Origin of the sequence: Hyphobacterium lacteum (assembly GCF_036330345.1) — a bacterium.
Taxonomy (GTDB): Bacteria; Pseudomonadota; Alphaproteobacteria; order Caulobacterales; family Maricaulaceae; genus Hyphobacterium; species Hyphobacterium lacteum.
This window is the reverse complement of record NZ_JAZDRP010000003.1, coordinates 193,961-216,720: the sequence shown is the minus strand read 5'-3', so window position 1 is coordinate 216,720 and position 22,760 is coordinate 193,961. Positions and strand designations below refer to the sequence as shown.

Genomic DNA, 22,760 nt, shown 5'->3' with positions numbered 1-22,760 from the left:
AAGTCACAATTGATTTCGTTACTCGACAGTCACTGACTTGGCTAGATTGCGCGGTTGATCAACATCGGTACCTTTGATCAGGGCGACATGATATGCGATCAGCTGGACGACGACGGTCTGGGCCAACAGGGTCAGAATCGTACCAGTCGCTGGCGCGGTGATCAGGACTTCGGCTTCGTTCGATAGCTTTGGCGCGCTGCCCGGATCAGCAACGACAATGACATGTGCCCCGCGTGAGGCCACCTGACGGATCGACGAGCGGTTTTTCTCCAGCATCTCGTCATCGGGCACCAGAGCGATGACACTGACATCCTCGTCGATCAGGGCGATCGGGCCATGCTTCAGCTCGCCACCGGCATAGCCTTCAGCGAACATATAGCTGATCTCTTTCAGCTTGAGCGCGCCTTCCAAGGCTAGGGGGAAATAGGCATTGCGGCCGATGTAGATCACCATCGATCCGCGCGAGATGTTGTGTGCGATATCCTCGATCTCGGCCTGTAGCGCCAGCGTGTCGGCGACGTGCCGCGGCGCAGCATTCAGCTCGCTGATAAGCTGCGCGGCATTAGCCTCGTCTAGCTTGCCGCGATCGATGCCGGCCCCGACGCTCATCGCGGCAAGCGCGACAAGCTGGCAGATAAAGGCCTTTGTGGACGCTACCCCGATTTCCGGTCCAGCCAGGGTCGGCAGGACGATATCAGCCTCGCGCGCTATAGTTGAGTGTTCGACATTCACGAGAGCTAGCGTTTTCAGGCCCGCGGCCTTGCACAGGCGCATCGCTTCGAGTGTGTCGGCCGTCTCACCTGATTGCGAGATGAACAACGCGGCATCGCCCTTCATGAATGCATTCTTGCGGTAGCGGAATTCCGATGCGACATCGACCTTTACCGGCAGGCCGGCATAGCGTTCGAACCAGTATTCAGCCACACGGCCGGCAAAGGCCGCCGTGCCGCAAGCCACGATGATAAGGCGGTCCATATCGGCAAAATTACAGCCCACGGGCAAAACCGGTTGGCCATTGGGAACATCAACGTACCGGCTCAGCGTGCGACCGATGACTTCTGGCTGCTCGTGAATTTCCTTTTGCATGAAGTGGCGGTAATGGCCACGATCCGCCTGCTGCGAAGCGTAATCGGCTTTCACTTCCTTCCGATTCAGGCAGACATTGCCGTTAGTGTCGACAATGGTCATCCGGCCCGGTTCCACCATAACCGTGTCACCATCCTCGAGCGCGACAATTTGATGCCCGGACAAGTCGATCGCGACCGGATCGGAAAGTAGGACGCCTTCGGTCTCGCTATAGCCGGCAAGCAGGGGCGCACCGCGGCGGGCGCCGAATATCTGGCGAGGAAAGCCGTCGATCATGATGGCCAGCGCAAACGCGCCGGTTAGCCGCCGGACGACCGATTCCACGGCTTTGCGCGGGTCATCGTGCCTAGCGAGCGCCATGTCGACGAGATGGGCCACCACCTCGCTGTCGGTCTCGCTTTTAAGGCTGCGGCCATCGGCCAGCACTTCCTGACGCAGTGCGCTTTCATTCTCGATTATGCCATTATGTACGAGACAGACACGGCCGGCGCGATGAGGGTGGGCGTTGGCTTCAGTCGCGCCGCCATGCGTGGCCCAGCGAGTGTGAGCGATACCGGTGTCGCCGGTCACTGCCGGATCCACCTGCCGCGCTAGCCCGGCCACTTTGCCGACCGCGCGGCGGGTGACGATTATGCCATCGGCGCCGAGGACGGCGATGCCGGCCGAGTCGTATCCGCGGTATTCCAGCCGCGAGAGACCCGAAAGCAGTGTATCCGCGCAGTTGCTGCGGCCAGCGAGGCCAATAATTCCACACATGGTATGCTTAAACCCTTGAATTACATGCAATCATGGTTTCACTTTTGAATTAAGCATGTCTACGACTATCCATCGGATTGTGATCGAAAGTTTTTGGGGCAATTTCATGGCTGTTACGATATCAGAAAGCATTAATTTCTCGGTGGCTTTGCCAATAGGTTGCTGGCATCCGCTGCTACCTAAAATGCTATCTAGCATTAAGTTTCAGAATGTGGAGTTGGAAATTGCATTAATGGATTCTAGCGGCGATCCGCGGGTCGCTCATACTATCAGCGAGAGTGGACTTGATTTCGCGTATCATCATGAGGGCCCAGACAAAGGTCAAGCTGACGCGATCGCAACCGGTTGGGCCAAAACTCGCGGAGATGTAGTGTTTTGGTTAAACGCTGATGATCAGCTGATGCCTGAAGCTCTTAACGTTGCTGCGGCCGCGTTCAATGCAGATCGAGATCTTGCCGTGTTTTATGGCGGATCGAAATTTGTCGACATCGACGGTATCGTTACCGGTCACCATGATCAGGTCGCTGACGCAAGCGACCTGATCTACCGTTCCAACATAGTCTCCCAACCTTCATGCTTCGTGCGGCGAAACTGGGTTGACTTGGTCGGGGGTCTTAATCGGTCTCTTCACTATACAATGGATTGGGATCTCTGGGTCCGGCTTTACGCTGCTGGCGCACCTTTTCAGCGCACACCTGCAATGCTTTCGCAAGTTTACATGGGTGAGGGCACCAAGACGTCTAAGATCAACTTTGGGCGCCTCAATGAAATCGCGCGATTGGTGAACCGGTATGCTGGACCAATAAACGCATTAAAATCGGTTATGGCGGTTGCTCAGCGCCCCCTACTGAACGCTTACTGACATGCATCCGTCCGTCGCCCCCCCCCTGACGATCTCTATCGTCACGCCGAACTTCAACGGTGCGGACTATCTTCAGGATTGCATTATTTCAGTTCTAAAACAGGACGTAAAAGAACTCGAATATGTAGTTGTTGACGGCGCTTCCAGCGACAGTTCAGAGGCGATAATCAATCAGTTCTCCCAACGACTGCACGCCACCATTATTGAGCCAGACAATGGCCATGCTAACGCCATCAACAAAGGTTTCGAAAAAACTAGCGGCGAAATCATGGGCTGGCTGAACTCCGATGACGTGCTGTTTGACGGCACTCTGAGCATCGTCCAGCGCCTGTTCGCGGCTTATCCGGAAGTGGAGTGGATCACAGGGCGGGCCTCCTCCATGAACGCGACCGGCGATGTGACCAACATCATGCCGGCGCGGCCCTGGTCACGCTTGCGGATGCTCGCCGGCGACCACGCCTATATCCAGCAGGAATCCACATTCTGGCGGCGCAGCCTGTGGGAGCGCACAGGCGCAGGACTGGACGAAAGCCTGCGTCTGGCTGTCGATATCGAGTTGTGGATGCGCTTCTTCCGCGAAGCCGAACTCCATACCTTGGACCGTTACCTGGGCTGTTTCCGCGTCCGACCGGGTCAGCGTTCCGTGACCCAGGCGAAAGCCTACCGCGCCGAAACGTTGCAAGTGATCCAGCGCGAGCTGGATCACCTTGAGCCGGACTACCGCGCTGCATATGGGCGTCTCCTGCCAAAGCGGCCGACCGAGCTGTCCGAAATCGAGCGCGAGCTGCGCAACGCAGAGCTCAGCGTATGCGATCCGCCGATCCTGAAGCCTCGGGACGTGAACCGGCGCATGCTCCAGATGGTCGCGCACAGCGTTCAGTCGTCCAGCGGCGGACCGGCTTCACCCGATCTGTTCAGAACATGCGACCTGGCCCATTTCAAGGACAAGCATGCAGGCGAGCGTTGCGTGATCCTCGGCAATGGTCCGTCACTGAACCAGACCGACCTGTCCCTCCTGGAGGGCGAGACAGTCTTCGCCTCGAACGGCGCCTTTCTGCTGTTCGATCGTGTGAGCTGGCGGCCGAGCTATTATGCGTGCGTGGATTCACGGGTCTTGCCGGACCGGGCGCCGAACATCATGGCGATGCTCGAGGCGGAGCCGTCAATGACGGCGTTCTTTCCGGCGCGGCTGGTGGACCATATCGGAAACGCCCCTCCGCAACCAGCGCGCCTTCACATCGCGGACGGGCCGAACCGCTACTTTGTCAGCGAGCGTGCGCCGGACTCCAGCAATCTGCCATGGTCCATGTTTTCACCCCAGCCCGCCACGTATCTCGTGCAGCCCCCTACGGTCACGATCACACTGCTTCAGCTGGCCGAGCTGATGGGCTTCTCCGAAATCATCCTGGTGGGGTGCGATACGTCATATCGCATCGAGGACAGCGTCGAGGTCGGCGCCAAAGACGCCCGACGCGCCATCGCCCTGACCTCTACACGCAACGACGACCCCAATCACTTCGATCCGCGCTATTTCGGCGAAGGCCGCCGGTGGCATATGCCCGATCTGAAGGCCATGATCGATCAGTACCAGCAGGCCCGCATCGCACTGGAGACAAAGGGCGTTCGAGTCTTCAACGCCACGGTCGGCGGCGAGCTGGAAGTCTTCGAACGGATCGATCTGGCCGAAGCGCTCGCCCGGCCTCGCATGAGTGCGCGCACCCCAAACGCAGGCCAGGTGCAGCCCGCCGCCGTGCAGCCGGCGCGACAGCCCTCGGCTTTGTTGAAGACGGTTCGTAACAATCTGACCGCCCTGGCGGCCGGCGCAGCGGGCGTGTTCACGGCGGCGGCCCTCATGGCCACCATGCCCACGTTGACGGCCGCGGTCGCGATGGCGTCCGGATTCATCGCACTGGCCGCGCTCGGCCTTGCAGGAGCGGTGGCGATCAAGACGCGCCGCATCGTGCTTAGCCTCATCAAGCGCATCGAGGCGTTCGAGCGCGACACGGCTCGCCAGGAGATCGAACTGGTCGAGCTGAACACGCGTCTCGACGAAGCTGAATTCGACAAGCTTCTCGCCGCCGCTGAGAGCAGGCGCAACCGCTCGAAACCATAGGTCAGACGCTTGGCGCAGATTACGCCGGCGCGTTCATATATTCCGCCCAGCGTGCATCGGCCTGATAGATCGCATAGACCGTCTTCATACTGTCCAGCGCCTGGCCGCTTGTGCCGACCTCGACCGGCTTGTCGTTAGCGACGCAGTCCGCGAACTCCGCCATTTCCCGCGCCCAGGAGTCATCGAAAATGAAGCTCTCTGTGGTCTCTGAAGGCTGGCCGTTGGCCTTGTCGACGCGCGGGGTGATGGTGAGCTTTTCCTCGCCATAGGACTTCGATCCCGAGAGGATGCCGGTCAGCTGCAGCGCTCCATTCTCCAGGAAGATCTCCAGATTGAACTTGTGTCGCCACTGGGTCGCGGTGGAATGCAGAAAGGCCACGACGCCGTCGTCGTTGCGCATGAGGGCATAGGCGTTGTCCTCGACATCCTGCTTCCAGAAGTCGTTGGAAACGAAGCTCTTCACATCGCTGAACGGTCCGCCGGCGAAGGTCAGCATCAGATCGACCATGTGAATGCCCTGGTCGAGCAGGATCCCGCCTCCGGCGATGGCGCGCGAGGTACGCCATTGCGCACGATCATCTTTGTCGGACCCCGTTGCGGTCGGACGCGGCCAGGGAATGAAGGCTGACTTTCCGTAGACGCCCCGCATGTTCAGAAGCTTGCCGAACTTGCCGCTCTGAACGATGTCGAGCGCTTCGATCACGGAGTCATGATATCGGTGATTGAAGCCGTATTTCAGCTTCAGGCCCGGCGCGGCGCGCTCGGCCACAATGACCTTCTCGATGTCGGCTACTTCGCGGCCCGGCGGCTTCTCGCAGAACACGTGCAGCCCGCGCTTGAGGGCGGCGACGACCACGTCGGCGGCAACGTCATTGGGCAGGCAGACCATCAGAGCGTCGATATCCAGCTCGAGAAGCTTCTCATATGTCTGGTAGGCCGCTGTCCCATCAGACAGCATCGTGCCTTCCGCAGGGTAGCGGATGTCGCACACGGCGATCACCTCATAACCGCCATGCTCCTCCATGACTTCCTTGCGCCGTTGGCCGATCTTGCCGTAGCCGGCGATCGCGGTTCGTATGGTCTTTGTCACTTATTCATGTCCTCTTGCTGGGGAAGCCGGGGTCAGGCCCGCCAGGGTGGATTAAAGTTGCGCGTGAAATCTAGGCCATCGCCGTGGGCTTTGAGCGTATGGGAAAAGATCAACAGATCGCTGGAGAACGCCACGAACCGGTGCCCCTGCGCTATGGCCGCCTTCAGTTTAGCCGGGTCCGGGTCGACCACATGGATTCCTGAAGCCGGACGCACGCCGGACTTCACGATCCGGTCGATCCGCTCCAGCGCGTCCGCGACTTCGGGATTATCGAATTCGCCCGGTCGGCCAAAAGATCCCGACAGGTCATAGGGACCGATGAAGAACGCGTCGACGCCCTCCACCTCCAGCATCGCCGGCAGCGGATCGATGGCGTCCTTGTGTTCGATCTGAATGGCGACCAGCGTGTTGTCGTTGATCCAGTCGCAGTAACCTGGAAAGTCCAGCCCATAGTCCTGCGCCCGATAGAGACCAATGCCGCGCACCCCGCGTGGGGGATAGCTCGCCGATCGTACAGCGGCTTCAGCTTCCTCGACCGAGCCAACCATCGGTACGATCACGCCCTGCGCGCCGGAGTCCAGAGCTCGCTTAATCAACAGCGGGTGGTTCTCGCCAACGCGCACCAAAGGCGCGACTCCCGCCATGTCGACGAGGCGAATCAGATCGAGTAGATCGCCAGCGCTTAGCCCGGTGTGCTCCATATCGATGGCCAGCCAGTCGAAACCGGCGCGCGCCATCATCTCAGCGGTTTCAAGAGAGCCAATGGAAAGCCACGATCCGATACATGTTTCGCCTGCCGCCAGACGGGCCTTAATCGATTTCATGAAATCCCTCTCAAATCTGCGGGCGGATCCGATCGCACGCTTGAATTTGATACCAGTTTCCGGTACCAAACCTCAGCTCGAAATGCCAGCGTGCCTCGCACGCCTGCGTCATCCGGCGCAGATCGGCTAGAAAGGCGCGTAGTGGGCAAGATATCCAACCAGAAAGGGGTGGATTGATGGACGATGGGGTGCATCGGCCGAGCACAAATGCTTGGCTCGACGATTATTTCAGCCGGTTCATGCCGGCATTTGAGAAGGCTCATTACAAGAACCTTCGTGATTTCCACGCGCTGTGCCTTAAAGTGCGCGATAATGGTGGCAAGCTTATGTTCGCCGGCAACGGCGCCAGCGCCTCTATCGCGGCTCACGGCCGCGTCGACTTCTCCAAGCAGGGCAAGGTTCGCGGACTTGATTTCAACGAGCCCAACCTCATCACCTGCTTCGCCAACGATTTCGGGTACGAGAACTGGATCGCCAAAGCTGTAGAACACTTCGCCGACCCACAGGACGTCGTAGTTCTGATCAGCGTTTCAGGCCGCTCACCAAGCGTGGTGAACGCTGCGAAGTATGCGCGCGAGAAGGGCTTGAAGGTCGTGTCCTTCACCGGCAGCGCCCCGGACAACCCTCTGCGTCAGGCTAGCGACATTAGCTTCTTTTTTGAAAGCCGAGCCTACAATATCGTGGAAGCCGTGCATATGATGTGGCTCACCACGGTTGTGGATATGCTGGTCGGCCAACCGGAATATTCGGTATCCTGACGGACTTGCCGAATTGCTTGAAGCAGAATGTCGCGGGATCGATCCGGCGGCGTCATTTTTTGGGGTATGAGCAGGGCCGCCCAAGGAGACGGCGATACTTAACGCTGCAGATCTCTAACCACCCCGGCGTACTCGGCGAATTTCTCGGCCGCATAGGCGGCTTCGTCAGGCGATGCGACGGCGGCGAACAGACCGCAGCGAGCTGAGCCTGGCTGTGGACCGCCGCCGGCGGCGCCCGGATCGGAGACCACCAGCCCCAGATATTCGCCTAGGCGCGTAGCGGCTTCCGCCGGGCGGTCTTTCACTAAAGCATAGTCCAGCTTCAGGACACGCGGGTCACGTAGCCAGGTGGCTGCGGCGCGGGTCCGCTCTGCAACATGGTCGATCGCATCGCGCAGCGTGATGATATGGGCCAGGCGGGCGCGCTCTGGTCCGCCTGTTATGACTTGGCGCTCGGCGTGCTCGAGCAGCGAGGCAGCTGCGTCGCCCGGGTCACGAAAGGTGGCGATAGCCTTGATCAGCTCCACATCCAGCAGGGACCGGCACTTCTGAACCAAGCCGCCATTGGTCTTTACAGCATGCCAGTGGTCAAACCCGCTTGCGGCGAGCGCGGGCCGAACCGCTTTCAGATAATCGGTCGACATGAATCCGGTTCTGGATACCGCAACGCCATCCGTCGCGGCGAGGCGAGCTAGTGTGACGCCGCGCCATCCGGTCTGGTCGTGACCGGCCTGCTGCAGCAAAGAAATCAGCAGCGTGTAAACTGTACTGCTGGCCGCCTTCGTCAGCCCCGTCGTTATCGCCAGCATGTCCTTCCCCAATGGATGCCGCGACTGAATGCTGTGGACGCTGTGCAGAGTCAACCGTCGGCAACCATTTTTGTTCAAGTTTGACTGAAGAGCGCAAGCAAGCGCATTCAAGATGCGGCGTACCCCAGCTTCGTCATGAGCTCGCCCGCCGCCTCAACGAATCTAGCCTGCTGCTCGCCGGTCAACTCGCTGCGCCAACGCCCTGTGCGCCCCTTGTTCAGATGCGCACTGTTTGAGCGTGCTTTCATGGCGTTGAACCCCAATTCGGCTGCGAGGCCTTCCGCGCGTGCGGGTGTCACGTCATTCAGTCCCATTGCCGAAGCCAGGCGGCTAAGCTGGCCGGGAAGATCTGCCTTCATGGCCTCATACTGGATGATCGTGACCGGCAATCTCGTTTGCGCCCCGAGATGGGCGCCGACATGTTTCGCCCAATGGACCGGATAGGCGCGCGTACGCTCCTCAATAAAGCTGTCGCGGTCGGCGGCGGTAGCCTTGAGATGCGTTCGACCGTACTCCGAGAACATGAAATCAGCCTGTGATAACAGTGCATCGCGTGGATCACGCACGATATAGAATACCGCGCGACAGCGCTCATAAACAGCATCGGACATCGCCCCGCGATAAGGGGAATGAGACCAGAGGTGACGGACCCGTTCAAAGTGAGCGTCCAGATCAATGATTTCCTCGGAAAACTTCGAGGAGATCCGGGTGAAATAGCCCTCCGGTGTGATGTCCATGACGTCGATTGAGGCCTGCTCTGCAAAGCTCAAAGACCAGGTCCGAGCCTCCTTATAGATGACGTGGTTCTGGATGTAAGAGCGCATGGGGACGCCGGCTTCCGCCATAAGCGTCTGCAGGCAGTTGTAGAGCCAGTAGTTGCCGCTCTTCGCCATACCGTTTTGAAGAATCACATCGTAGTCACGCATTGTACCGTGCCTCGTTTCTAAACCCGCCGACAGATGGCCAGGGCCACGTCAAGCCGTCATCGGCAGCACCACTTGGACGACGCTCCCCTTGTGCCCGAAACAGCTTTTAACGAACGTTGCAGCGCCGTACCAGCCGTCACCATGCGGATCGTCGGGGACGACTTCCATTCGCCGTTGCAATGATCGACATGGTCAGAACCGCGTGCGACGGACGGTCATGGTCTCAACGCGTGCGCGCCTCTGCGATCCAGGGGGTGCTGGCGCCGCCTTACGAACCGAACTGATACTCGTCCATTTGAATGTCTGCCTCGAAAAGCTTCGATACGCGGCTTTGAACTAAGCATCGTAGGCGTCGGTGTATTAGTTTGATTTCGTGGCGTTGAGGCGCCCGATAGGCAAATCAAGATTCAGTCCCGCGCTAAGATCGGGCAGCACCGACGTCAGCTCTTTTACTTTTCATGATCGAGTCGACCAAGATTTACTCGGACCCGTCCCGGGTCATCACGTCAATGGTATGGCATTGCACATTGAGCTCATTACACTGTGTGAAATAGAAGAATGTTTTCGGCGCCTTAGCCGGCTTATGCCAGACCGACTGGGGCGCCTCGAGGCCGAAATTATACTAGACCGCACCCGCACCCATGAAGCGCCTAAAGTTTTAGAGCGGATTACGACCAGTCGAGTCCTTTGAGCTGGAAGACATGTTTGACCTAAGCCGCCGTCGAATGCTTATAAATCTCGCTCGGCCGATCGCGCGGGTCCGGTTCTTCTATCGGATTAGCGCGATCTCTTTCGAAAAGCTTCGAGCGAATGTTAGCATAAGGATCAAGCGCCTTGAGGATAGAGGTCGATGCGCGTTTCGGATTCGCCAAGAAAGCGACCTTGTGCCGGATCGAAGTCCACATTTCGATTTCTCCTCCGCACAGCCTTTGCCGGCGTGTACGGATCGCCGCCTAGACTGGCGTCCATCCGGACGAGACGGCTTGCCTTGCCGAATGAAAGATCCTGCATCGCTGAGCAATCGCCGGATTCCTACGCTCGGCCCTGTCCAGCATAGAGAATTGAAATTTGGCTGATTAGCTGCCACACAAGATACTGCACAGACGCGGGGGATCAAAGTGCCAAGTCAGCAGTCCAAGGACCGTCAGGTTACCGTGTATCGATCACAGACTCGCCTTGCAAAAACTCCCCTCGATGCAATCGACGAGCTCGTCCGGGAGCTTTGGCGACATCGATGGCATGTATCAATAAAATACAAGAACACATTCAAGTCGCGGTTTAATCAAACTGCTTTCGGCATAATTTGGCAGTTTATCGAGCCGCTGCTGCCCATAAGCGCGTATGCGTTGCTCGCCTACATCGCGGTGTTTCCGACCCGTGATGACATGCCTGCGCTTGTCTATATAGCGATCGGGTTGACCCTGTGGATGCTGATGACTGATCTGGTCACACGTCAAATGGCCGCGCTCCAAAGCAATGCGGCGATCCTGAACAAAACCCGCTATCCGCTCGCCGCAGTCCTTGCGGAAGCTTTCGCTCAGTCCGCATTTGAAACCGTTGTCCGAATTTTAGCCGGCTGCGTCATCTTCGGACTGCTGATCGGAGCGCCGCCATGGCAGGCCGTGATTGTTTTGCCTATGCTCATTCCGCCGCTGCTTCTCGCCTTGGGCGCGGGAATGATCTTCTCCGTTCTCAATTCCGTCTATCGAGACGTTGAGAACATCATTCAAATCATTTTCCGCTACGGTTTCTTCTTGAGCCTTACGATTTTCCCGCTGCCATCTCATCCGATCGTTGACAGGCTCTTGGCGTTCAACCCGTTCGCCGTTTACATCGACGCGATCCGGAACGCAGTTGTGTTCGGCGCACCGCCTCATGCCCTCACTTTCGGGATCTGGACGGTGTTGGCTGTCGCCATATTTATCGGCGGCTGCAACTTGATTTACGTGATGGAGCCTCGATTGAAAGGTTTTCTGTGATCATGCGCGACGAGCTGGAATCCATTCTCGAAGTCGATGGCGTGTACAAGCGCTACGCACGCTCAGCCGCCGCGACGCGCAAACAGCTCTCTGAAGTTTTTCTATGTGCTCTAACAGGGCGCAGCGTGGAACGCTCAGATCATCAGAAAGATGAGTTTTGGGGGCTGCGGAACATAAACTTCAGCGTCAATCGCGGCCAAGCCATCGGCGTGATCGGATTCAACGGAGCCGGCAAGACCAGCCTCCTTCGAGTGCTGGGAGGGCAGTTGCTGCCGGACCGCGGCGAAGTGCGGATTCTAGGTGACTCGGCGAGCTTCATCGACCTGGGAGCCGGGTTTAATCCACGCCTGTCCGGCCGAGCGAATATTTTCATCAAGGGGGCCGTGCTCGGACGTTCGCAGGAAGAAATGGAGGCGGTCGCTGACGATATAATCGCCTTTGCCGAGCTGGGCGACTTCATCGACGCCCCGGTGAACACCTACAGTTCGGGCATGAATGCGCGTCTCGGTTTCGCCATCGTAACCCACGTCGACCCAAGTCTTCTCCTGATAGATGAGATCCTGGCCGTCGGCGATTTCCATTTCCGGCAGAAGTGTCTGCGGCGAGTGCGGGAGATGCGGCAGAATAGTTCTTTCGTGCTCGTTTCACACAACATGAGCGATGTCCGGAACTTCTGCGACGAGGCCATCGTGCTCGAGCGCGGTGCGATCGTGTGCAAAGGGACGCCGGAGGAAGCGATTGAATTCTACCAAGAGTCCGAGAGCCGTCTGCTCGGCGCAAACCAGCCCGAGGCCGGCGAACGATTTCGTACCCAGATCCATGGACACTTTGTCAAACAGGAAGACCTGGTTGAATTCGAGCACGCGTACTGGGGCACGCCATCGGGTGAAGGTCTGGGGTCGTTCACGATCGGCGATCCTGTCGGGATCCATTTCAGATTCAGGCTGAAATACTCGCCCCGCGGGTTGCGGATCGGCATCCCCGTGTGGAATCAAAACAATATTCAAGTGACCGCGTTCGCCAGCTTTCAGAAGGGCGCGATCATCAGGCCTGATACTGATGGTTATGTGTCCGGGTTTCTAGACCTCAGCCGATCTGCATTCAATCCAGGAGAGCACCTCGCCGTCATTTCAGTGCACGACAATAAGGAGTTTTTGCTGCGGCAGCCGCTTGATGTCATCGATATACAGGGCAAGCCGATGACCCAGTATTGGGGCGCCACCCACATGAATCATGAGTGGCAAGGGCTCGACTTCCAGTGATCTCGCGCCGCGCCCTATGAAAACAAACCCAGCTCCCATTTCCCTTTCCGAGGCAGCGAAGGCAATTGCAGCTGCCATTCGCTCGGATCTGACGCGCAAAGGCGAGGCCGTAGTGATCTGGTCCGGCGGACGCACGCCGAAATCCATCGTGGAGCCGCTCAGCCGTGAAGATCTGGACTGGACCAAGGTCGCCTTCATCATGGGCGATGAGCGCTGGGTTCCGCTGGACGATCCGGCCAGCAATGAGGGCGCCATGCGCGCCTATCTGGCCGGGACGCCGCTTGAAGCAGCCGCCATCGAGGGTCTGTATCGAAGCGGCCAGACCCGGCAGGAGGCTCTGGCCGCGCTTGAGGCGCGCATGGCCGTGCTCCTGAACACGCCCGCCTGCGTCGCGCTTCTGGGCATGGGGCCCGACGGGCATACCGCTTCGCTGTTTCCCGGCGGCGACTGGGTAAGCCTGCCGGAGGGCCGGCTGATAACGCCCTCTGACGGGCCGCCGGACAGTACGCCGGAGCGCATCTCCCTTACGCCGGCTGCGCTGAAGCGATGCGACGCCATCTTCCTGTTGTGCAACAATCCCGAGAAGCAGGCCCTTTACGCTCAGGCGGCGAAGGGCGCGGATCCCGCCAGCCTGCCGGTCGCGGCCTTTCTCCAGCCCGGCGCGCCGCAGCCGGTTCTGGTCACCTGACACTCTTTGAACCCATCGGAGCCGCCGCCATGACCGCCGACGCCCTCGCCGCCTTCATTACAGACCACCGCCGCGCGCGCCGCACGGTAGACACCTTCCCCGCAGACATCGCCCCGAAGACCGAAGCCGACGGCGCACGCGCCGCGCTGGCCCAGATCGACGGAATTCCTGCGGGCTGGAAGCTGGGCGGCACCAACACCCACACCCGCAATGTGTTTTCGGTGCAGCGCGCCTATTTCGGGCCCCTCAAAGCCGCGGAGATCGCCAAAGGCGAAGGGTCCGAGATCGCCCTTAAAGGTCTGATCGCGCCCAAGGTGGAGCCGGAGATCTGCGTCGCTTTCGCCGCCGATCTTGACCCGCACACCCATGGCGGCGACATCGCCGCCCTGCGCGCCCTGCTCGACCATGTGGCGCTGGGTCTGGAGATCCCCGACACGATCCTCGCCGATCCGCCAGGCGCCGGTGTCTGGAGCCTTGTCGCCGACCGGTGCGCCGCCGGCGCCCTGGTGCTGGGCGAGCGTCTGCCTGCCTCTGCGCTTGAGGAGCTGGAAGGCTTGCCGGCGGTCATGACAGCGGCCGATGGCGAAGCGTCCGAGGGCCATGGCGACTGGATGATCGGCGGCGCGCTGGCGGGAGTATCCGAGACCCTGGAAAGCCTGCGCAGCGTCGTGGACCGCATTCCGGCGGGAACCGTGATCGCCACCGGTGGGCTGGCGCGCGCCAAACCCTTCACCGCAGGCGTCACGACCTTCACGGCCGGGCGCTATTCGGTCAGCGCCAGAGCGGTCTGAGACGGCGCTGTTCTGCGTTAAGCAGCGGCCTGCTCCTGCTGGAAGCAGGCATAGGCGTGCTCCAGCCCCTGGCGCAGGGAGATGGACGGTTTCCAGCCCAGCGCCCGGATCCGGTCCGCGCTCATGAGCTTGCGCGGCGTGCCGTCCGGCTTGGTCTCGTCCTTGGTCAGCTCACCTTTGAAGCCCACAACGTCCATGATTATCCGGGCGAGCTCCTCGATGGGCAGGTCTTCGCCGGAGCCGACATTCACGTGTTCGGGCGCGGAGTGGACCTGCATCAGGTGCACCAGCGCGTCAGCGCAGTCGTCGGCATGCAGGAATTCCCGCCGCGGCGTGCCCGTGCCCCAGATCTCCATGCTGGCTGCGCCGGCGAGCTTGGCCTCGTGGGCTTTGCGGATAAGGGCCGGGATCACGTGGGAGTTCTGCGGGTGATAATTGTCGCCCGGACCATAAAGATTGGTCGGCATGGCGGAGATAAAGTCATCGCCATACTGCTTGCGATAGGCTTGGCACAGCTTGATGCCGGCGATCTTGGCGATGGCGTACCACTCGTTCGTGGGCTCCAGCGGGCCTGTGAGAAGCGAGTCCTCCTCGATCGGCTGATCGGCGAACTTGGGATAGATGCACGATGAGCCCAGGAACAGCAGCTTCTCCACGCCTGCGTCATGCGCGGCGTGAATGATGTTCGAGGCGATCATCAGGTTTTCGTAAAGGAACTCGGCCGGATAGGTGTCGTTGGCGTAGATCCCGCCCACCTTGGCGGCCGGAATGAAGACCGCGTCGGGCTTCTCCTGACCGATCCAGCGCGCTGTGGCGGCTTGGTCGATCAGGTTCACCTGCTGGCGGGTGACGGTCAGGATCTCGGCCGGGTTCTCCCGCTCCAGCCGGCGCACCAGCGCAGACCCGACCATGCCGCGATGACCGGCGACCCAGACCCGCTTTCCAGTGAGGGAATACGCCACGACTTACTCTCCGCCGTGATTGCGCCGGTAGGTCGCTTCCAGCTCGATGAGTTTCAGATCGCTCTGGACCATGTCTTTGACCAGCTGCGGGAAGGGGGTGGAGTGCTCCCAGCCCAGCTTCTCTTCCGCCTTCCTGGGATCGCCGATTAGAAGCTCGACCTCGGTCGGGCGATAGTAGCGCGGGTCGACGGCGACCAATTCGCGGCCGGTGCTGGCGCACTTGCCCACTTCGCTTTCCGCTTCGCCGGACCAGACGATCTCGATGCCTACTTCCTTGAACGCCAGCTCGACGAACTCGCGCACCGTGTGCGTTTCGCCGGTGGCCAGGACATAGTCATCGCCCTCGTCCTGTTGAAGGATGCGCCACATGCCCTCCACATAGTCGCGAGCATGACCCCAGTCGCGCTTGGCGTCCATATTGCCCAGGAACAGCTTGTCCTGGCGCCCCAGATGAATGGCCGCCACAGCCCGGCTGATCTTGCGGGTCACGAAGGTTTCGCCCCGGGTCGGGCCTTCGTGGTTGAACAGGATGCCGTTGGAGGCGTGCATGTCATAAGCTTCGCGGTAATTCACCGTGATCCAGTAGCCATAGAGCTTCGCCGCGGCGTAGGGGCTGCGCGGATAGAAGGGCGTGGTCTCGCTCTGGGGCACTTCCTGGACCAGGCCGTAGAGCTCGGACGTGGAGGCCTGATAGAAACGGGTTTCCTTTTCCATCCCCAGGATCCGGATCGCCTCGAGCATGCGCAGCGTGCCGATGGCGTCCGCGTTGGCGGTGTATTCCGGCGTCTCGAAGCTCACCTTCACATGGCTCTGGGCGGCCAGGTTGTAGATCTCGTGCGGCCGGGTCTCCTGGATCAGACGGATCAGGTTGGTGGAGTCGGTCATGTCGCCATAGTGCAGCTTCAGACCCTCCTCAACGGCATGCGGACCATCATAGAGATGGTCAATGCGCTGGGCGTTGAAGGAGGACGAGCGGCGCTTCAGGCCATGAACTTCATAGCCTTTGGAGAGCAACAGCTCGGCCAGATAGGCCCCGTCCTGTCCGGTCACCCCGGTGATCAATGCACGTTTCTTGCTCATGGTCCTGTCTCAATCCCTCTTGCCGGCGCACCGGCCTGTCTGTTCAAAGCGGGCCGCCTAGCCCGTCAAGCGGCGGTGCAGGGCGTCCCAGCTACGTTCCTTGAAATATTCGCGCCGCGCGGCGATGGCGGCCTCGTGATAGGCGCGGTAGTTCGCGCGGATCTTCTTCAGACCGGCGATGAGACCGTTCACATCGCCCTCGTCGAACACCTCTCCGCACCCGAAGCGCTCCACCTGATCGCCCACATAGGTGCCGCGCGTGGCCACGATGGGTTTGGCGGTCATGAGCGCATCGGTGAGGCTGCCTGACATGCGCCGGTTGAAGGCTCTGACAGTGTAGGTGATGGCGATGATATCCGCGCTCAGCGTCACCGACTTGAAGTCGTCGTCGGACAGCACGCCCTCGAGCACCTCAGCGCCCTTGGCGTCCCTGAGGGCCTGCGCGCGGCGGACCAGGTCCTCGGGCGAGTGTTCGCGCGGCACATAGCGCAGGATCGGCTTGAACTCGCTATTTAGTTCGTCCGACTCCAGCAGCGCTTCGGTCGCATCCAGCACCGTCCCGTAGCCCTTCTCCACGTTCATATTGGGCGGGAAGAACACGCGCGCCGGCCCCACAAGGCCGTCACGCGGCGACGACCCCTCCTCGATCATCGCCTGAACCTCCTCATCGTCGAAGGTCACGGACGGATCGCCGAGATAGTTCAGCCTTAACCCGGTCTTGTCCTTGAAGTAGCTGACGAGGTTGTAGGTGCCCAGATACAGCTCCCCGCCGCGGGCCTGGATATCGTGGATCAAATCCTTCGACTGGGCGACGACCGCAGGGTCCTCGATGTCGGTCATGGCGGCGTAGAAGTGATGCACATGCGCTTCGACATTGTCGAAGCCGGCCGCGACGTCAGCGAGGACTTTGCCGAGCTGGAGATTGCCCGTGTACATGTAAAGCACGAACCTCACGCCGGGCTCGAAAGCCTGCATGACCACCGCGAGGCCCTTGAGCAGCTCGGCTTCGAATTCGCGCTGCTTGCGCGCGACGACGGCGGCGTCCAGCGCGCTGTGCCAACTCTTCACCGAGAAGGTCGGGACAAGCCAGTTCCCATGGTCCGCCAGCTGGCGATCCAGCTGAATCGAACAAAGGGAAACCAGTTCCTGGCCGGCCGCGTGAGCGGAGTTTCGCAGGAAGGCGTCCATGTTGTAGTGGTGCCCGAACTTGTCAGCCAGATCAGGGGAAATCGTGACGATGACGGTCTTCGGCTCGAGCTGAGCTGGGTGACGTGACGCGTTCCTGAACGTCGCCTTGGCTTTCTCGACCAATTCGGTCGGAGGCCCGGGCTTGCGCCGCACGACCGTATCAATATCCCGCTTCTCGAAGATCTGCAGCGCGCCATTATAGGTGCAGTCCACGATCTTCGAGCCGCGATCCTCGAAGGCCCGCCCGGCCATGGCGTAAAGCTGCTCGATCCGGTCGGTATCGCCCTTCTGCCACTTCAGCCCCTTGAAGTAGGCCGGCGTGAAATGGTTGGGATCGTCCTCTTCCTGGGTCAGGACCGTGCCTTCGCGGCCATGCTTGGGCTGGACATAGCGGTTGTCGCAGCCGATCAGGCAGACCTCGTCGAAGCCCAGATAATAGGCCAGTTGCAAGTTCACGTAAGTGACCGTGCTCTGGGTCGAGGCGTAGGAAGAAGCGTCCAGAGAGAATTCCGGCGTCTGGTGCTGCATGTTGACGATCAGCGTGTCCTTCGGGGCGCCAAAATCGTCAAACAGGTAGAAGGGCAGCGCCTTCACCGAATCCTCGAGATTGAGGATTTCATCCAGACGCTGCTGGATCACCAGATAGTTGGAGAAGGAGATGATGGTCGGGCTGAACCCCATCTTCTCCTTGTTCATGTAGATGTAGTTCGCGCCGATCGTAAACTCGCCAGCCAGCTGCTGGAGGTTCTGATGGTTCAGGCTCGGACCGTTGCCTATCACCCAGCAGCGATGTCCCTTGAACGCGCCTTTAAGCGAACGCAGGGCCCGGCCGGTCCGAAGCGTATGGAGCAGGAAGTCGGAGCGCGGCAAATAGCGCGTCTTGCCGCCGAACGTATAGTTCACAAAGAAGGTCAGGTCATGCTGCGGCGGTCCAGCGTCATGGGCTTTCGGCGTCGTCGGGATCAGCGGCATGGTTGGACGGACCGGCGCCAGCGCAGCGGCTGACGGGGCGCGCCGTCCGCGCAGGCGCATCGCCGCCTCTTGCATGCCGAACAGCTCAAGGGTGCGCACCGCCGACGACTTCAAAAGGCGGCGCAGCATGACGCGCGGCGCGCCCTGTTGAGCTTCCAGAACACGCAGGCGCGCTTCAAGCTGTGCAGCCTGGGCGCGCGCAGCTTCGGCCTCAGACTGGCTCTGATCTAACTCCTGGGACGCACGCGAGGCCTTGTGACGCCAGACCTGCAAATCGGCCTCCGCCTGGCGCGTCTTCTGACCAGCCTCATCGCGAGCCTTCGCCGCCAGGTCGCGTTCCCGCCGGAGCCTGGCCATTTCGGCCGTGCGGGCGTCGTCGGCCTCGACCAGGGCGGTGATTCGCTGGCGCGCGCGCGCCATGTCGGCTTCGTTCTGTGTAGCAAGAGTTTCGCTTTCCGCCTTCATCTCCTCAAGCGACCGGACCCGGGCCTCGGCGTCCGCAGCTTGACTGCGCAGGCGTTCCAGATCGATGTTGCGCAAGCGCAACTCGGCGTCCAGCGCCCCGGCGCGCTCGTCGGCCGCCTGGAGCGCAGCTTCAGCTTCATCGGCCCGCGCTGCCTCATTCTCAACGGCGGCCGCCAGCTGGGAGTTGCGGTCACCAAGCTCGTCCAGCTGGCCGACGAGGTCCGCCGCCTGCCGATCGGCCTCTACGAGTTGCTCGGTGAGCTCATCGCGCTGTGAGCGCAGCTTGTCGCTCTCGTCACGCAAAACGGACAGATGCGCTGTGGTCTCGACCATTTCGGCACGCAACGCCGAAGCCTTTTCACGCGCGGATTCAAGCTCCGCTCGAGCGGCATCAAGAGCGCCGCGCGTCTCAGCGTGTTGCTCTGCCTCGTACGCAGCCTGCTGGACTTTGAATTGCAGCTCGCGGATCAAGCCGTCCTGATCGCGCAGTTGTTTATCAAGCTCCTCCGCCTTTTTGCGAGTCTTATCAAGTGCAACCTCGGTAGCCTCCGAGCTCCGGCGGACACCCTCTAGTTCGCGGTCACGTGCTTCAAGGCGCTCTGACAGGCGCACTAATTCCAGATCGCGTTCGTGTAGCGTTCCACGCAGGGAGGCCAGCTCCTGGTTTAGCTGAGTCCGCTCCTCAACCGCACGCTCGCTCAATCGGTTGAGCTCGACCTGAGACTCATGGAACGCGGCGCGCTCATCGTCACGGCTGCGTTGGGCCTCCTCGACCTGGCGCTCCAGCGCTTTCGCCCGGTCCGCAACCGCCTTGTTCTCGACCTGAAGCCCGGACAGCCGAGCTGCCAGGTCGCTCAGCTCGCTCTCCAGCCTCTGGACTTTGAGACGCGCGGCTTCTAGTGCTTCCTGGTCGGCCTCACGATCATTTCTAAGTGCCTTAAGCTCAGCGGTGCGGGCACTGAGAGTCTTATCCAGCTCAGCCAGTTTAGGCGCATACTCATTGGCAGTCTCCGAACGGATCTTTTCGGCGATCAAGTTACGCTCGGCTTCGGCTCGCTTTATATCGGATAGAAGCTGTTCGATTCTATCATTACGATTCTGGACCTGCTTGCGCCGCTCGGTCAGCTCATGCGTAACCTTGCCCAGCTCCTTGTCACGCCAGCGGACATTGGCACGCAGAGCGGCGAGGCCGACCGCCCCGGCAAGTCGGCGGCGCAACTCCGGCGGCAGTTCAACGTCCTTGCGAAGGACGATAGTCTGTCCGGTCTTCAGGATCGGGGTCCAATAGTCGGCCAACTCGGTCAAGACGACATTGTCCATGAAATGGCTGACCTCCGGCGAGGTCGGGTCGCTATAATTGTCGACGATTACATAGCCGCCCAGCCGAATGCGCGGCGTATACTCGAACCAGTCGTTGTGAATGCCCAGAAGGGTATGGTCACCGTCGATATAGCCGCTGGCGTACTTCAGCCGGCAGGCACGGGCGATGATCTCGGGATCCTCCGAGAGGCCCTGAACGATCTCGAAATCTGTCGGCTCGGCGCCGGCGCGGGCGAAGTTGCGTTCCAGCGTGTTCAGATCGACGGACGCCCCAGTCACGGGGTCGACCGGCTGACCGTAATAACCGTCCAGCGGGTCAATTGCGACAAGCCGGTGTGCGATTTTCAAATCGTCCACAGCCATGATGGACGTCCCGCCGCTGCCGCCGAACAGCGATCCGATCTCGAAGCTGTTGACCTTCGGACGCCCTTTGGAGTTGCTTGCCTTCAGAACACTCAGCGCCGCGGCCCTGCGAGCAAACCACAGCGCCAGAAGGTCGTCGACCCCCTCGCCGACCCGACCATCCATTGAGGCGACATAGTTTTGGATCCGCGCCTGGGCGGCTTGGGCCTCTTCCAGTGTGATCTCGATGTCGAACGCACCGCCGAGCATATCGGATAGCGCCTCAAGCTCGCTGTCCGGCAATTCGCTCTTGAACCGGTGAAAACCGCCTTTGAGATTTGTCCCGGATGCCCCGTCGGAGGGCGGCCGTGAATTGGCGGGCGCTGCGGTCATGTCGGCAATTCCCCTCGGCGTACTTAAAGTCAGGCTATTGCGGCGAACGCTGAGACCGCCGACTGAAAATCACGAGGCCTTTTACGCATTCATTTTGGAGCAGGCAATGGGTAGATAGACAACTTTTGCTGCACCGCAAAGCAGCGAGCCTTGACGGAGTTGACAGGCGCGCAAATCAGTCGAAGACTAATGTCCCGGCGTTTCCTGTCGGAGCTTGTTTCATGATCAAGTCTGTAACCGCCTTCATCTCCATGAAGGGCCATTCTTCCCGTGTTCCGGGCAAGAATATCCGTCCGCTGGCCGGCAAGCCATGCTGCTACTGGATCATCGCGGAACTTCTCAAAGCCGACCGGATCGCCGACATCTCGGTGGAGACCGACGATGACGGCATTGAAGCGACCGTCCGGGCAGATTTTCCCGGCATTAAGATCCTGCGCCGCCCTGATGCGCTGAAGGGTGATTTCGTCAGCATGAACCCGCTGATCGAACATCACATGGCCAATTCAGACGCCGAGGTGTTCCTGCAAACCCACTCCACCAACCCGCTCCTGCGCGCGGAGACCATCGACGCAGCGGTGGAAGCGTATTTCGAGCCGGGCGGCCATGACAGCCTGTTCGCCGTGAGCGCGATGCATACCAGGCTCTACTGGCCGGACGGCTCGCCTGTGAACCACAATCCCAAGGAAATGCTGCCCACCCAGCACCTGCCGCCGATCTATGAAGAGAATTCCTGCCTTTACATCTTCACCCGGGACTCCTTCGCCAAGAACGGCCACCGGGTCGGCGACAATCCCAAGCTCTTTCCGACGCCCCATCTTGAAAGCGTGGACATCGACGAAGAGCATGACTTCGCGTATTGCGAATTTCTCATGGAGCGCCGCCTGGCGGAAGAGGCCGCCGCGGCCGGTCGGTCGTAAAACCTCTAGCCGAACCCAGAAAAAAGCCCGGCGCGCCGCGCCGGGCTTTTTCATGTCAGAAGGGCGTGGCCTCAGGCGGTCGCCAGGCTCATGCCACGCACCTCGATCAGGAAACGCTCGCACAATTCGCTGAACCGCTCGTCATTGTCGTAGCTGTCGCGGAAGATCTTCCCGTCCTTGTCCGGCAGGATCAGCGTCACTTTGCCCTTGCCGAGATTCTTCTTGTCCTTGGAGATGGACTTGATGAACACGTCGATGGGTACGGCGGTGTTTTCGTACCCGGCGTAGTTCTTCGCCATGGCCGGGTGCATGCGCTCGAAATGAGCCTGCGTCCCGATGCCCATCTGAGCGCTGACCCAGTTGGCCATGTCCATGCCGATGGTCACCGCGATCCCATGGGGAATTTCGAAATTCGTCGCCGCCTCGATGGCGTGTCCGAAGCTGTGGCCATAGTTGAACACCAGCCGGATCGTCTGATCGAACTCGTCCTTCTCGATATAGTTCTTCTTGATGGCGAGCGAGCGGCGCAGATAGTGACGCATGACCTCGCGGTCCTCGAAGATGCGCTCATAATCCGCCGCAATCGTGTCGAAGCTCTCAGGCCCGTCGATGACATGGACCTTGATCATCTCGCCCACGCCCGAGCGCACGTCGCGCGCCGGCAACGTATCGAGAAACCGCGTGCTCAGATCAATGCGCACCGGCGGCGTGAAGGTGCCCAAGATATTCTTGGCCGAGCCGGCGTTGATGGAACTCTTCGAGCCGATGCAGCTGTCAGCCTGGGCCAGCAAGGTGGTCGGGAAAAAGCGCCAGGGCACGCCGCGCAGCATGGTCGCGGCCAGGAAACAGGTGATGTCCTGGATGATGCCCCCGCCGATGGCGAGCAGGGTATGGCCCCGCCGCATGCCGCAGCTGACCAGGTGCTCGACGTATTTCGGGCACTCCTCCAGGCTCTTGTGCGGCTCGATCGCCTCGATGAGCAGAACCGATTCATGGTTCAGGATGTTCGGGATTTTCTCCCGGTACAGCTCGGCGATATTGCGGTCGATGATGAAGTGGGTGTTCTCCGGAATCTCCGCGTTCAGCGTCTCCAGAGCGTCTTCCTCGAAATGGACCGTGTAGGGACCCTTGTGGGACTGGATCGTCAGGTTCTCGACCATATCGTATGTCCGTTCCT

Annotated in this window: 17 protein-coding genes; 8 read left to right on the top strand and 9 right to left on the bottom strand. The window is 60.3% G+C overall.

What is annotated here, in order from left to right:
- Positions 1-18 precede the first annotated feature (18 nt).
- Complete coding sequence (glmS, locus tag V0U79_RS05820; RefSeq protein WP_330198537.1) at positions 19-1,842, bottom strand: glutamine--fructose-6-phosphate transaminase (isomerizing); 1,824 nt, start codon at positions 1,840-1,842, stop codon at positions 19-21.
- 106 nt (positions 1,843-1,948) lie between these two features.
- On the opposite strand from glmS, the gene V0U79_RS05815 reads away from it, so the two are divergent.
- Both V0U79_RS05815 and V0U79_RS05810 read left to right on the top strand, forming a co-directional pair.
- Positions 1,949-2,704, top strand: a complete 756-nt coding sequence (locus tag V0U79_RS05815; RefSeq protein ID WP_330198536.1) for a glycosyltransferase — start codon at positions 1,949-1,951, stop codon at positions 2,702-2,704.
- 1 nt (position 2,705) lies between these two features.
- Positions 2,706-4,817, top strand: a complete 2,112-nt coding sequence (locus tag V0U79_RS05810) for a glycosyltransferase (RefSeq protein ID WP_330198535.1) — start codon at positions 2,706-2,708, stop codon at positions 4,815-4,817.
- A gap of 19 nt (positions 4,818-4,836) precedes the next feature.
- Here the strand turns inward: V0U79_RS05810 and V0U79_RS05805 are convergent, their stop codons facing one another.
- Positions 4,837-5,907 carry a Gfo/Idh/MocA family protein gene (locus tag V0U79_RS05805; RefSeq protein WP_330198534.1) on the bottom strand — a complete coding sequence of 357 codons (1,071 nt, stop codon included), beginning with the start codon at positions 5,905-5,907 and terminating at the stop codon, positions 4,837-4,839.
- A gap of 32 nt (positions 5,908-5,939) precedes the next feature.
- Positions 5,940-6,731: an HpcH/HpaI aldolase family protein gene (locus V0U79_RS05800; RefSeq protein WP_330198533.1), complete on the bottom strand. Its 792-nt coding sequence runs from the start codon at positions 6,729-6,731 to the stop codon at positions 5,940-5,942.
- 176 nt (positions 6,732-6,907) lie between these two features.
- Here V0U79_RS05800 and V0U79_RS05795 point away from each other — a divergent pair, with 176 nt between their 5' ends.
- Positions 6,908-7,489 (top strand): D-sedoheptulose-7-phosphate isomerase, encoded by a 582-nt coding sequence (locus V0U79_RS05795; RefSeq protein ID WP_330198532.1) that lies wholly within the window; start codon positions 6,908-6,910, stop codon positions 7,487-7,489.
- Between the two features lie 98 nt (positions 7,490-7,587).
- Here V0U79_RS05795 and V0U79_RS05790 read toward each other — a convergent pair whose 3' ends face one another.
- Entirely contained in the window at positions 7,588-8,298 is a 711-nt protein-coding gene (locus tag V0U79_RS05790; protein ID WP_330198531.1) for a hypothetical protein, read from the bottom strand.
- Positions 8,299-8,405: 107 nt separating this feature from the next.
- Positions 8,406-9,224 (bottom strand): sulfotransferase domain-containing protein, encoded by an 819-nt coding sequence (locus tag V0U79_RS05785; protein WP_330198530.1) that lies wholly within the window; start codon positions 9,222-9,224, stop codon positions 8,406-8,408.
- A gap of 1,118 nt (positions 9,225-10,342) precedes the next feature.
- Here V0U79_RS05785 and V0U79_RS05780 point away from each other — a divergent pair.
- From V0U79_RS05780 to V0U79_RS05765, 4 genes are read left to right on the top strand one after another with little or no spacing between them, the layout of a single operon-like run.
- Entirely contained in the window at positions 10,343-11,203 is an 861-nt protein-coding gene (locus V0U79_RS05780) for an ABC transporter permease (RefSeq protein WP_330198529.1), read from the top strand.
- A gap of 2 nt (positions 11,204-11,205) precedes the next feature.
- A complete protein-coding gene (locus tag V0U79_RS05775; protein WP_330198528.1) occupies positions 11,206-12,465 on the top strand; it encodes an ABC transporter ATP-binding protein in 1,260 nt (419 codons plus the stop codon).
- Between the two features lie 16 nt (positions 12,466-12,481).
- A complete protein-coding gene (gene pgl / locus V0U79_RS05770) occupies positions 12,482-13,153 on the top strand; it encodes a 6-phosphogluconolactonase (RefSeq protein WP_330198527.1) in 672 nt (223 codons plus the stop codon).
- Between the two features lie 29 nt (positions 13,154-13,182).
- On the top strand, positions 13,183-13,944 hold the full coding sequence (locus V0U79_RS05765) for a hypothetical protein (protein WP_330198526.1): 762 nt from the start codon (positions 13,183-13,185) through the stop codon (positions 13,942-13,944).
- A gap of 17 nt (positions 13,945-13,961) precedes the next feature.
- Here V0U79_RS05765 and fcl read toward each other — a convergent pair whose 3' ends face one another.
- From fcl to V0U79_RS05750, 3 genes are read right to left on the bottom strand one after another with little or no spacing between them, the layout of a single operon-like run.
- Positions 13,962-14,906, bottom strand: a complete 945-nt coding sequence (gene fcl / locus V0U79_RS05760) for a GDP-L-fucose synthase (protein WP_330198525.1) — start codon at positions 14,904-14,906, stop codon at positions 13,962-13,964.
- A 3-nt stretch (positions 14,907-14,909) separates the two neighbouring features.
- Positions 14,910-15,986, bottom strand: coding sequence for a GDP-mannose 4,6-dehydratase (gene gmd / locus V0U79_RS05755; protein WP_330198524.1), 1,077 nt, complete (start codon positions 15,984-15,986; stop codon positions 14,910-14,912).
- Positions 15,987-16,043: 57 nt separating this feature from the next.
- Entirely contained in the window at positions 16,044-20,666 is a 4,623-nt protein-coding gene (locus V0U79_RS05750; protein WP_330198523.1) for a hypothetical protein, read from the bottom strand.
- A gap of 251 nt (positions 20,667-20,917) precedes the next feature.
- On the opposite strand from V0U79_RS05750, the gene V0U79_RS05745 reads away from it, so the two are divergent.
- On the top strand, positions 20,918-21,583 hold the full coding sequence (locus V0U79_RS05745) for an acylneuraminate cytidylyltransferase family protein (protein WP_330198522.1): 666 nt from the start codon (positions 20,918-20,920) through the stop codon (positions 21,581-21,583).
- A 71-nt stretch (positions 21,584-21,654) separates the two neighbouring features.
- Here V0U79_RS05745 and V0U79_RS05740 read toward each other — a convergent pair whose 3' ends face one another.
- Positions 21,655-22,743, bottom strand: coding sequence for an AroB-related putative sugar phosphate phospholyase (cyclizing) (locus tag V0U79_RS05740; protein WP_330198521.1), 1,089 nt, complete (start codon positions 22,741-22,743; stop codon positions 21,655-21,657).
- Positions 22,744-22,760 lie beyond the last annotated feature (17 nt).

What these genes read in the sequence shown, in the direction of transcription:
- glmS (WP_330198537.1), bottom strand. Translation starts at nt 1,842, where the DNA reads ATGTGTGGAATTATTGGCCTCGCTGGCCGCAGCAACTGCGCGGATACA.
- V0U79_RS05815 (WP_330198536.1), top strand. Translation starts at nt 1,949, where the DNA reads ATGGCTGTTACGATATCAGAAAGCATTAATTTCTCGGTGGCTTTGCCA.
- V0U79_RS05810 (WP_330198535.1), top strand. Translation starts at nt 2,706, where the DNA reads ATGCATCCGTCCGTCGCCCCCCCCCTGACGATCTCTATCGTCACGCCG.
- V0U79_RS05800 (WP_330198533.1), bottom strand. Translation starts at nt 6,731, where the DNA reads ATGAAATCGATTAAGGCCCGTCTGGCGGCAGGCGAAACATGTATCGGA.
- V0U79_RS05795 (WP_330198532.1), top strand. Translation starts at nt 6,908, where the DNA reads ATGGACGATGGGGTGCATCGGCCGAGCACAAATGCTTGGCTCGACGAT.
- V0U79_RS05790 (WP_330198531.1), bottom strand. Translation starts at nt 8,298, where the DNA reads ATGCTGGCGATAACGACGGGGCTGACGAAGGCGGCCAGCAGTACAGTT.
- V0U79_RS05785 (WP_330198530.1), bottom strand. Translation starts at nt 9,224, where the DNA reads ATGCGTGACTACGATGTGATTCTTCAAAACGGTATGGCGAAGAGCGGC.
- V0U79_RS05775 (WP_330198528.1), top strand. Translation starts at nt 11,206, where the DNA reads ATGCGCGACGAGCTGGAATCCATTCTCGAAGTCGATGGCGTGTACAAG.
- pgl (WP_330198527.1), top strand. Translation starts at nt 12,482, where the DNA reads ATGAAAACAAACCCAGCTCCCATTTCCCTTTCCGAGGCAGCGAAGGCA.
- V0U79_RS05765 (WP_330198526.1), top strand. Translation starts at nt 13,183, where the DNA reads ATGACCGCCGACGCCCTCGCCGCCTTCATTACAGACCACCGCCGCGCG.
- gmd (WP_330198524.1), bottom strand. Translation starts at nt 15,986, where the DNA reads ATGAGCAAGAAACGTGCATTGATCACCGGGGTGACCGGACAGGACGGG.
- V0U79_RS05750 (WP_330198523.1), bottom strand. Translation starts at nt 20,666, where the DNA reads ATGACCGCAGCGCCCGCCAATTCACGGCCGCCCTCCGACGGGGCATCC.
- V0U79_RS05745 (WP_330198522.1), top strand. Translation starts at nt 20,918, where the DNA reads ATGAAGGGCCATTCTTCCCGTGTTCCGGGCAAGAATATCCGTCCGCTG.
- V0U79_RS05740 (WP_330198521.1), bottom strand. Translation starts at nt 22,743, where the DNA reads ATGGTCGAGAACCTGACGATCCAGTCCCACAAGGGTCCCTACACGGTC.